Consider the following 1,800-nt stretch of genomic DNA (forward strand, 5'->3'; position numbering starts at 1 on the left):
AATTTATTATCAAAATATATTGAAATTATTGAAAAAAATTAATATAATAGCCATTGTGTGTTTTATAAACTTAAAATAAAAACATCTCTTTTTTATAATAATAGAATAAGGAGTTTAAAAATGGCTTCAGTAATTATTGTTGGTACACAATGGGGTGACGAGGGTAAAGGCAAAATAGTAGACTATCTTGCTGATAAATGCGAATATGTAGTACGCTCTCAAGGCGGAAGTAATGCAGGACATACAGTTGTAGTTGATAATGTTAAGTATAAATTAAGACTTCTACCTTCAGGAATATTGCATAAGGATAAAGTTTGTGTAATAGGAAACGGAGTTGTAATAGAACCTAAAGTATTTTTAAGTGAGATAGATGAACTTATTGCTAAAAAAGTTAATATATCAAATTTAAAAATTTCTAACAGAGCACATGTTTTAATGCCTTATCATAAAATACTTGATGCACTTCAAGAAGAAGATTTAGGAGAAAACAAAATCGGAACTACTAAAAACGGAATAGGCCCTTGTTATATGGATAAGGCTAGCCGTTTAGGTATTAGAATATGCGATTTAATGGATAAAGATGAGTTTGCAAGAAAATTAAAATTCAATGTAGAATTAAAAAATAAACTTCTCAAAAAACTTTATAATCATGAAGAAATTAATTATGAAGAATTATTGGAAGAATATTTAGGATATGCTGAGAGATTAAAACCTTATGTTGCAGATACAGCACAAATACTTAATGATGCAATAAAAAGCAAGAAGAATATATTGTTTGAAGGTGCTCAGGCTACTATGCTTGACTTGGATCATGGTACTTATCCTTTCGTTACTTCTTCCTACCCTTCAGCAGCAGGAGCTTGCAGCGGTTCTGGTGTAGGCCCTAGAAAAATTGATCATGTTATAGGTGTTGTAAAAGCTTATTCTACAAGAGTTGGAGAAGGCCCTTTCCCTTCAGAATTATTCGATGATATAGGACAATTCATAAGAGATAAAGGCGGCGAATACGGTACAGTTACTGGAAGACCTAGAAGATGCGGCTGGCTTGATGCATGCGTTTTAAGATATGCTTCATATATTAATGGTCTTGACTCTATTGCTATAACAAGACTAGATATATTAGATGAATTAGATAAAATAAAAATATGTGTAGGATATAAATATAATAATGAAATATTAACTTGGTATCCTGCTAATTTAAATATACTTTCAAAAGTAGAACCTGTTTATGAAGAATTTGAAGGCTGGAAAACTGATACAAGCAGTATAAGAGAATATGATAAACTTCCAGAAAATGCTAAAAAGTATTTGAAAAGATTAAGCGAATTAGTTGATACAGAAATATCTATAGTATCAGTAGGTGCCGGAAGAGATCAAACTATAATATTAAAAAATATATTTTAATTTAATATAATTAAATTTTAAGCCTGTGTTTGCTTGAAGCAGATGCAGGCTTTTTTATTGTATTATATTTTGATACACTTTATTTTTATATAATTAAATTTATTACATTACATCAATTTAAAATATATACTAAACAATTTTTAAGTTTGTCAATTTTTTTATTCAACTTTTTCCCGCCACACACGCTCTGCGGACTTCGTCAAAGAACCTATATCCTCGACAAGCTCGGATACGCTTTGCGAAAACGCAATCTCTATAACTTTATATTAAAAACATGCCTATTAAATATAGTATATAACCTATAAAAATGCAGTTCTTTTGGTTCTTTTATACCAATAAAAGAACTGGGGTTCGGGGCAAAGCCCTGAAAATATTTTAAATTAAAAAAATTATTTC

The 1,800-nt window shown here is 29.6% G+C and carries 1 protein-coding gene; it reads left to right on the forward strand.

The annotated features are described in order from the left end of the window. The first annotated feature begins 120 nt into the window (after nucleotides 1–120). Nucleotides 121–1,404 (forward strand): adenylosuccinate synthase, encoded by a 1,284-nt coding sequence (locus tag R4K56_RS14685; RefSeq protein ID WP_335760546.1) that lies wholly within the window; start codon nucleotides 121–123, stop codon nucleotides 1,402–1,404. The last annotated feature ends 396 nt before the right edge of the window (nucleotides 1,405–1,800 follow it).

This window comes from Brachyspira pulli (assembly GCF_036997785.1).
Taxonomy (GTDB): domain Bacteria; phylum Spirochaetota; class Brachyspiria; order Brachyspirales; family Brachyspiraceae; genus Brachyspira; species Brachyspira pulli.